Here is a 9,316-nt window from a genome sequence, read left to right on the forward strand (position 1 = left end):
CGCATCGAGCATGACGTTGTGAGAAGGCCTGACACCAGCTATCGAACCATCGCGATGTACGCTATGTCTACGGACTAGAAATCGGAGCTATGGCCTCGAAGGTCAGACAAGGACTCCCCCTCCATTATCGTCACCATCGTCGTCGCCATTGCCAAGAACAGGCAGCCATTTCGCCGCGATCGCTGCACCATCGCGGAGGATAGGCGCAAGGAATTCACCCGCTTCTTCGACCAGGCCATCGGCAGCTTCCCCAACCACCTTTTTCCCCAGTGTCTTCAGCGAAGACTTGACCACGTTCTTGAATGAGGGTTCTTCAGGTGCTCCGGCGGCGACAAGTGCTGCCTTTACATCGTCCTGACGATCCTCTGGAAGCAGATCGGCAACTAAATCAGCAACAGCATCCAACGGGAGCCGGATTAAGGCCGAGTTGAACGAACTGTCCGAAATATGACCAGCCTTGCGGACTTTCTCCTTGAGATTCGCGTTGACCATAGGGTCCTCAACCTCAAGCACGAAATACTTGTCAGCGTCGTGGTGAAAGCGCGCATTGCACAAGGCCTCGACCACCTTCGCGTCGAGCAATGCCGGGTTCTCGTCAAACTTCCGGATCGCGGTGTCGAAGAGCAGTTGCGAGGCCTTTGCTCGTGTGATCCGGAGGTCTGTCATTAGGTCGTAGACCGATGCGTCTTCAGGTAGCAGACCAAGAGTTCGCATCACCTCGAAAATAAGGATGTCGGTCTCGCGCTTTGGTAATGCACCGAATGCCGGTTGGGTATACCGCGTTAGAATGTCGATTAGCGCCTCTCGTGAATCGTCTGCATTATTGGCTTCTAAAAATCCTCTGATATCCAAAGCTTTGATCCTTTCTTGTGTTCCGCACTTGTTTGAGAACGCTCAAATAAAGCGCTTCTCACGCTAATCTAATTTTCCCGTAGCTGAACTCGCTGCTGGGGCTTTGCCTTTTGTTCTGAGGACTGCTCCTCTTCCCGGGTGCTTTGGCTGCGCCCCCAATCACTTGCCCAAGAAGACCATTCTTCAAGCGGAGTGCCATCAAGTACTCGGACTAGGTCATCCAGATCAGGTGGACCACTGTCAGGCGAAGGTTCGCCGCCGCCACGCGGTCTGTCGTCGCCTGTTGAGGTTGCAGAAATGAGCAGCACGAGCGGGATGCTGAGTTCTTGGATGATCCCCTGCAGGCGCGGGAAGTTTTGCAGCGTAAGCAATGGATCTCCCCTCATAGAGATGAGGAAATCGTAGAAAAACCAATCAAAAGGATGCGAAAGGGCATCATCGGGCTTGTTGGTTGTGATTGCCTCTGCAGTGGCAGCACGTTGCACCCGGAAGCTGTCCTTGGAGTACAGCCAGACATAGGATTCCGGTGTGTGATCGAGCATGTTCCTGCATTGTGCGCGAAGTGTATTCATGGGGCCTGAGCCCCCAATGCTCTTGCCAAACTCTACCTGTTTCGCTTGAGCGATAAATCCTTTGGAAATCGAAATCTCCGGGGAATCAAATGAGATAACAACGAGGATGTCTGCGCCAAGAGTTGGCTCCTCGGTCGTTTTCTTGGTGACAATTGCCCGGCACTGGATTGTAAAATCCGGATCAGAAAGAATCAGGATGTTTTTCAGCCGACCGGCAAATTGAGAAGTGATGTCTTCCTCGTTGGCGAAGTATCCTCGGCCAACATCGCGCTCAAAATCCGATATCAAAGCCCTCACATTACCCATAATGGTGTTGATATGGCTAGAAAACCTTCGAAGCATTGGCGGGACTCCTCGTTCACGCATTCAATAATGGCAGCACCAACACCGATCTCAAAGCCGTATTGCCCATCCGCAAGCAATAGATGGCAAAGAAAAAAATTCGGAGTTCCAGGAAGTCCGTAGGTCGCACTCAGCAGACGTCGGCGCAAACGCAGCGAATTCACACTTTGTCCGCCCCCGTGCCCTTGGTCGAGATCCCAGCGAAGGTCCGCGTTTTCGTAAAACCAGATCAAATTGAGGTCGCCTACGCGGCGACCTCTTCCGGCTTCGGCTGCAGCCCATGTAGGTAATCCACAGCGCGCTGTGCGTGTGCTGCAGCCTGGAAAATGAACCGCGTGTCGTTACGAAGGCCTTCGAGCCAGTGCGCGATATAGGACGCATGCTCCTCACGCGGCTCGGGCGACAGACCCAGATCGGCCGCAAGGAATGCCGCCCCAAGTTCGGCAACAAGCTCTTCCTGAGCATAGCCTTCGTCACCCCAGCATTTGCGGCCAAAGCTGCGACCGAGGCGTTTCGAATGGCGCGTCCAATGTGTGATCTCGTGGCCGAGCGTCGCATAGTAGCTTTCAGGGGTCTCGAACGTCTCGAAAGGCGGCATCTGCACATAGTCGGGTTCAACCGCGTAGTAAGCTTGGTTGCCACCATGTCGAATATCAGCCTTGGTCGCAGCGAAGAATGCTTCAGCAGCGGTATCGCGCTCGGCAGTTTCGGGCGTCTGCGCAGTCACAGCGTAGTAGGTCTCGGGCAGGCCCTCAATCTGATCGACGTTGAAAACCGTGTAGCCCTTCATGAAAGGGATTTCGACCTCACGGTCCTGACCAGCATCGTCGGTTTCTGTCTTGTGGAACTTGTCGGCGTAAATGACCAGTTGGCCCTTGGAGCCTTTGCGGACCTGCCCGCCGAGTTCGAGTGCCTGGCGATAGGTCATCCATGTGGGGGCGGCATAACCATAGGCGACCGAAGCAGTCCAAAGCAGGATGATGTTGAGACCGCGATAGGCAATGCCGTTGTGACGCAAGGGCCGGGTGATGCGACCAGCGAGATGCTCAGCGTTCCACGGTTTGTGCCAGGGTCGGGCACCACCTTCGAGATCAGCAATGATTTTCTCGGTGACGCGCGTGTAGATGTCGGGTTTCTGTGCCATGTAATCCTCCATTGTCTCGTCCCCGTGCGGGACGCGGGAGGACATGGCGGGCGCAGAAAGCCGCCCGGGCATGGTCAACACGGGAGCGTCAGCGAATGGAGCGGGCAGAGCATTGCGCGGGTGGCGGCGTCCGCCAGACCCGCGATCCCCTTGCTCGCACGGGGATAAGACTGGGGAGGCTTGTGGCGACGCCCCATCTGACTGCGCAAAACACCCCAGAATTCACTTGCTTCCACACAGAGCCAGACCGGCCAAGCACATCGGCAAGCGCGCAACGAGCACGGATATAACATGCTCGTTTCAATCACAATTTTCGAGCTGCTGGATCGGCATGATCTGCACCAGACCCAAGTGACACAGTTGAGAAGCTTATGGGCTGAACCTGTCCAGAGCCTCTCCTACGATGGCACTGAGCTTCATGACCGCCTGGGCTTGTGCCACACCCTCCAGAAGTCTTTCCCGGAGTCCCGCGAGCAGAGCCTCGCCCCCACAGAACCGACCATAGAAATTCCGCTCGAGGAGTAGCCCCCCTGTCCCGGCCTGCTCAACCATATTGCTCATGTATCCACCCGGCGATGCAACGCTGCGGGGTCATATTTATGCGCGAGGCATAAAACATTCGACCATTCAGCCAGCATTTAGAACATTCTGAGCCGTTTTCCCCTCATGAACCCCTCATTTTTTGCTTCTTTATGAGGCGAATATCTGCAACAAACGCCTCATGCAGATCTGGAATTCATCCGCCTGGCCAAATTTTCGGCATGATCCCGCACTGACGGAAGCACCTCTGACGCGTGTCATGGCGCAGCTTGGCACAATTGACGGGTTACACGCCGGACTCACCTCCGATGAGCGAGGGGAAATCTTTTTGCGGGCGGTAACGGGTGAAGCTCTAGCGAGCTTCGCCATTGAAGGCGCTCCGCTCTCTGCTGAGGAAATCGAGGTGTCGGTGGTTGCATCTCTCACGCATCGGCAGGCCCTACCCCAGCGTCGAACAGATGCCATTGCAGAATTGATGTTGGAAGCCCGTGCTGGAGAGGCCCCACTTTCCGCAGCAACACTGCAGCGCTGGCATGCACTCCTTTTCCATGGGGTGGAAGTTGAGGATCGTGGCAAATGGCGGACATTTCCGATGGAGATCGTTCGCGGTCCCACGGGGCGGCGCGAAGACGTACTGTACAGTGCCCCACCACCGGCACGCATGGCCGAGGAAATGGAGAGGTTTCTCGCATGGCTTACAGCAGACACGCACCCCCTACCCTTGCGCGCAGCAATCGCCCATCTTTGGTTCGAGTCGATCCATCCGTTCTCTGACGGCAACGGACGGATCGGGCGCGCCATCATTGAACACATCTTCGCCAGTGAAGGCGCCCTGCCCTTCTCCCTCTCCCGCCAAATCGAAGCCGACAAACGTGGCTACTATTCTGCGTTGCAGGCAGGACGGCGCATTGACGGCGCTGCGATCGATGCAACACCTTTTGTGCTCTGGCTTTTGGAACGGCTTGAAGCCGGTGTCGAAGAAGCCAGTCGTGAAGCGCGCTTCCTTGTGCGGCGCAATGCCTTTTTTGTCTCCCATCCGGACTTGCCCGAGCGTTCGATCGCCGTTCTACGAAGACTTTTCAAAGAAGGCGAAGAGAGAGTGGAACAAGGCCTGTCCGCAGGCCCCTATGGAAAAATCGCCAAGGTATCTCCCGCGACAGCAACCCGCGACCTGACGGCCCTCGAACAGAAAGGCGTTCTGTCACGCTCACATGAAGGCGGGCGCTCAACACGCTATCTTCTGAATTGGTGACGAAGAGGCACCTCTCTTGTTCGGCTTTTGCCCGCACCGTCGAATTCACGAAAGCTTAAACCTGATCCCGCACGTCCGCTGCGGAGCTGATCACAGGCGCAACATGTGTGTGACCGAAACATCCACGCCCTTACGACCCTGACGATGCCGAAAACCACCATTCAAGATCGTCAACCAGAAGACTCAACGACAGTTTCTGTCCAACGCACCACACCAGCTTGTGTACGCTGTGGTCTGGAAGAGGCCAGATCATACATTGAGATGATCAGCCATTGTGTTGGCGAGCTGTCGTCGCCGATCAGCAACATTTCCGCCAGACGAGCCTCTCAATACTCAGGTGTCCTGAATGGACCCATTTTCAGCTCAGGCATCTAAAGGCATTCTTCGGCTTGGGAGATATTCACACCCTGAGAAGAGCCTCGTCGATCTGCAACCTCAGTCAACCGTTTCAACATTGACAACCCTTACGATCATATTCCGCTCGCATGCAGAGACCCTAACCGCGACATTGCGAAAAGTTCACAGCTGTGAACTTTCACCCAAAAAGGCATGGGAGGTGGCTAAAGGAGACCCTAACCGCGCAGTTCGAGCCAAACTGAACCCGCGTAAAGACACTATCCGCTCTCAATTTCGAACCGACCATGGGGTGGCGCAATGCAAAGTTCACAGCTGTGAACTTGGGAACCTGAACGACCTTATGCCGCCTCTTTGCGCATAAGCGCCATCACCATAGGCCCAGAGGAAAACTCACCCGAAGCCGCCTTTGCACTCAGACTGCGTAGGTAACCCCCTGGCGAACGAATTTCGGCAATACGTTCAAGCATCGCTGCCAGCACAACCGAGGCTTCGACGGGCCCCATGTGACGTTTGGCCTCATCCCAGGCAGAAGGCGAGATACCCATCATCGGACGCACAATCTCTGCGGTCCTCACAAATTCATGCCAATGTCGAACGGAGCCGTCAGCATAGGTCAGAATTTCACGACAACCTCGCAAGACCAATCCCAGTGGAAGGTTTGGCATCGGAATATCTGGCTCAGGCGGATCCAGCTCTACACCTGTTTCTGAAATGGCTCTCTCTTCCGTATCGGCCAGTTGATCCGGTAGGGCAGGGGAGTCCACCCCGGCGCCTTTTACCAATTCTTGGTGAAGTTCAGAATCATAAGAGTCTTTATTTGAATTCTGGTAGTGCTGCTCATTCTGAGACTCATTGGTGCTCATATTCTCTGAACCAGACGGCTCAAGGATGTTGCGCGCACGAACAAGAGCTGCGCTTAGGTCAGCCTCAATCCGCTCCAAATCAGCCATATCCAATTTGCGGCGAAGCGTCCGGGCTGTGAGCGCCGCCAGATCAGAAAACTGCGGCCAGATCGAGAGGTCAGGGCGCATTTCCTCGCCATAGACACTTAGGGACGCCAAGTCGCGCCGCATGAGGCTCACAGCCTCTCTAAGGCGTCGGAAAGCCTCCTGCTCGGCCCTGACTTGCTCAGCGGCCGAGCAGAACTCCTCAAAGCGCTGCGCGAGCGGTGTGAGATCGAAGCCATAAACGATCTTCTCCTCGCCAAAACGACGCGCGTAGCGTTTCCCATTCGGACTGTCACGACGGATCACGACACCCGCATGGACCAAACGGCCAAGATGGCGACGCATCGTCGAGGCCGGCATGCCATTCAAACGCTCACAGATCGACTTGTTCGACGGGTGCACGACCAAATTGGAGTCATTGCCACCCAGAATTGTCGCCTGATGGAAGCTCACGAGGGCCTGAAGGACAGTCATGTCGCGATCGGTCAGCCCAAAAGCCTCCCGCGCAGCGGAAAGTTCGCGCAGAGCTTCCCATTTGTTGACGCCACTGGGAGGTAGCTCCGTGTTGGAGCGCGCCTGATGCTTCAAGATGACAGCATCAATGGTTCGCCGAAACGGCGAGACGGGTGTGTAGGTCATTTCTGTTCACGAAGACAAAGAAATCCCGCTTCGCGAATCACTTTGGACTTGCGAATTCGTATGCGTGACACTACCTTGAAGGTGCTAGAAACAAGTTAGGGTCTCGTAGGGCGATGTCTTTACGGGGCCTTTTCTTTTGTCGGCTCGTGCCTCCTATGTTGTTGTTTTCTGCTCGTCAGTCTTCGCCGCGCTCTTTCCAACGCGTGTGAAGTTCGGAAATTAAATCTTGGGCCTCGGCCATCATCCAATCGGCAAAGGCGCTGTCGTCCAGTGTGATCGCAAGCCCCTTGGCGGATCGTTTCACCGCCCCTCCTCGAGCGCCATCAAAAGTCAGGACCGTTTGTTGCTTCGGGGCAGGGGAGGGCGCCTCCGTGGAGCGTTTCTTACTGGCTTTCTCCGACAGCTTGGCCACCGCCTCAAATGCAGCGACCGAGAGATCCGCGGGCTCAGAGTCCTGACCTTCGACGACCCTCTCGACCTGCGCCCCGGTATAGACATCCTCAGCCGCCCGGATCAGTGCCTCGCGATCCACCCCCGCCTCCTCAATCGAACGTCCAAGGGCATCCCAGCGCGGACGGCCGATGCCATGGGCCGGACCAATGGCTCGGATCAGATCAGCCCCCACTAAATCGACAATAGTCAAAGCCATTGAGATCGAAGATTTTGTGACCGTCAGCACTTCGGCAACCTGAGCCTGCGTGCCAAAGTTGCTTTCTATAAGCTCTTGAGAAAAAAGTGCTTTCTCAATGTACGAGAGGTCACGGCGCGCCATGTTCTCGGAGATTTGCGCCCGCACGGCCGCATCATCATCGAGATTGGCCACCAGAGCCCGGACCTTCTCGACCTTCTCAGAGGTGCGTATTGCCTCAAGTCGGCGGCGGCCATAAACCAGCAGATATCTGTCCGGCTCGCTCGGGTGACGGCGCACCAGAATAGGCACGGTCTGACCATTGGCCTCGATCGCCTCACGCAAGTCCGCCACATCTTTGGGGTCAAGCCGGTCAGCCAGACGATCATCAAGCACCTGTGCGGGATCAAGATCCCAAACCCGGTGGCCATCGACCGCATCGCGTGCAGAGCGCAGCGCACGGTTATTCGACATCATTGAGGTCGACGTGGTAGGGGAGGGCGCTCCGGCAGCAGCAAGGCTGTCGAGCATGGACATCCGCTTTTTCTTACTGTTGGTCATGAGCGCCCCCAGGTTTTCTGGATCAGTTCCGCAATCTCATCGTTCACCGCGTTAAGGCTCTCAACCGCGCGGTCATAGGTGGAGCGCGTGAAGGCCGAGCGTTCGACCTCATAAAGCGTCTGCTTGGTGAGCCCTGCGTCCGAGATCGCGGTGGATTTGAGCATCGGCGCATTGAGTACTGTGTCCCCGTACATGGTGCGCAGGAAGGCCACGATCCGGTTTTGCGGCGCGTCCGAAGGCTCGTAGCGGGTGAGCACATAACGCATCCAGTCGTGAGACATATCGGCACCGCTTTCGGCAATCACATCCATCAGGTCCGCAGTCATGCGCAGGAACTGGGACATCGACATGACGTCAAGCATTTCAGGGTGAATGGTCACCAGAACGCCCGTCGAGGCCGACAGCGCAGACATGGTGAGAAAGCCCAGCTGCGGCGGGCAGTCGATCACCACGGCATCATAGTCCTCATCGACCTGAGCGAGAGCTTCTTTGACGCGGAAGAAGAACAGACCGGCGTTGCCCTGAGAGAGCGCACGCGGCGTGTCATGTTCGAATTCCATCAATTCGAGGTTGCCCGGGATCAGGTCGAGATTTGGAATATAGGTCGGGCGGATAACGGAACGGATCGGCTCCGGGTCGTCATAGCGGATGGCGTCATAGAGCGTGCCGCCGTCTTCGAGATCGAATTCCGGCTGAACGCCATGAAGCGCCGTTAATGAGGCCTGCGGGTCGAGATCGATGGCCAGAACACGATAGCCGAGCAGAGCGAGACGCTGCGCGAGATGGGCGGAGGTGGTGGTTTTGCCGGAGCCGCCTTTGAAGTTCATCACGCCGATGATTTGCAGGTGATCGTTTTCACGCCGTCCGGGAAGGTAATCGCCCGGTTTGCGTGCTGTTTTTTCCAAAAGCTCTCGCAACGCCTGAATATCATGTGCTGAATAGAGGCGACGATTTCCGGGCGTCAACTCGGGGGAGGGGCCTTTCCCATCGAGATGGAGCTTGCGCAGATAGGAGTCATTGACGCCCAGAAGCGCGGCAGCCTCCCCGGACATGAATTTCCGCATCTGTTTCGACGCATCCGGCGGAAACAGGCTTTCGCGCTGCGAATGCAGCTGCGCGGCCAACCACTCGGAGTGTTGACGGATCACCTCATTGAGGTCTTCATGTTTGGACGTACCGTCCGCCATGTCATTTGCCCTTGTCTGCCCTTCGAGACAGCCATTCGCCGCCCCTGATGAAATTACTTGCCTCAAAACTCCGCTTACGAATTCGCAAGATCGTGATCACGGAATTTGGCGTTTATCGCCCCTTTTCCGTGACTATTGCCCAAAGAGTCGGATTCGTTCAAGTATTTTCTATATTTGGTATGAAGGGTGCGGCCGACACCTAGAGCATTTCTCCCCGCTTAAACGGCCCTGTGACATAAGTGCCCTCAAATTTGAACGCATCAACGCATCAACGCATCAACGCATCAACGCATCA

General features: G+C 56.1%; 7 protein-coding genes. 1 reads left to right on the top strand and 6 read right to left on the bottom strand.

The annotated features are described in order from the left end of the window. Positions 1–102: 102 nt before the first annotated feature. The 3 genes from BM151_RS20835 to BM151_RS20845 all read right to left on the bottom strand — a co-directional run bounded on the left by BM151_RS20835 (position 103) and on the right by BM151_RS20845 (position 2,910). Positions 103–852, bottom strand: coding sequence for a hypothetical protein (locus BM151_RS20835; RefSeq protein ID WP_090063202.1), 750 nt, complete (start codon positions 850–852; stop codon positions 103–105). Positions 853–920: 68 nt separating this feature from the next. Next, positions 921–1,766 carry a hypothetical protein gene (locus tag BM151_RS20840; protein WP_090063204.1) on the bottom strand — a complete coding sequence of 282 codons (846 nt, stop codon included), beginning with the start codon at positions 1,764–1,766 and terminating at the stop codon, positions 921–923. Positions 1,767–2,010: 244 nt separating this feature from the next. After that, the gene (locus tag BM151_RS20845; protein ID WP_090063230.1) at positions 2,011–2,910 is read right to left on the bottom strand and encodes an ArdC family protein; all 900 of its coding nucleotides are present in this window, start codon (positions 2,908–2,910) and stop codon (positions 2,011–2,013) included. Positions 2,911–3,631: 721 nt separating this feature from the next. On the opposite strand from BM151_RS20845, the gene BM151_RS20855 reads away from it, so the two are divergent. Then, positions 3,632–4,702: a Fic family protein gene (locus BM151_RS20855; protein WP_090063209.1), complete on the top strand. Its 1,071-nt coding sequence runs from the start codon at positions 3,632–3,634 to the stop codon at positions 4,700–4,702. A gap of 695 nt (positions 4,703–5,397) precedes the next feature. On the opposite strand, the gene repC is transcribed toward BM151_RS20855, so the two are convergent. From repC to repA, 3 genes are all read right to left on the bottom strand, one after another. Continuing rightward, positions 5,398–6,645: a plasmid replication protein RepC gene (gene repC, locus BM151_RS20860; RefSeq protein ID WP_090063211.1), complete on the bottom strand. Its 1,248-nt coding sequence runs from the start codon at positions 6,643–6,645 to the stop codon at positions 5,398–5,400. A gap of 175 nt (positions 6,646–6,820) precedes the next feature. Next, positions 6,821–7,834 carry a plasmid partitioning protein RepB gene (gene repB / locus BM151_RS20865; RefSeq protein ID WP_090063213.1) on the bottom strand — a complete coding sequence of 338 codons (1,014 nt, stop codon included), beginning with the start codon at positions 7,832–7,834 and terminating at the stop codon, positions 6,821–6,823. After that, positions 7,831–9,021: a plasmid partitioning protein RepA gene (gene repA / locus BM151_RS20870; protein ID WP_090063216.1), complete on the bottom strand. Its 1,191-nt coding sequence runs from the start codon at positions 9,019–9,021 to the stop codon at positions 7,831–7,833. Before repA ends, repB begins: the two co-directional genes overlap by 4 nt. Positions 9,022–9,316 lie beyond the last annotated feature (295 nt).

This window comes from Celeribacter neptunius (assembly GCF_900113955.1).
Classification (GTDB): Bacteria; Pseudomonadota; Alphaproteobacteria; order Rhodobacterales; family Rhodobacteraceae; genus Celeribacter; species Celeribacter neptunius.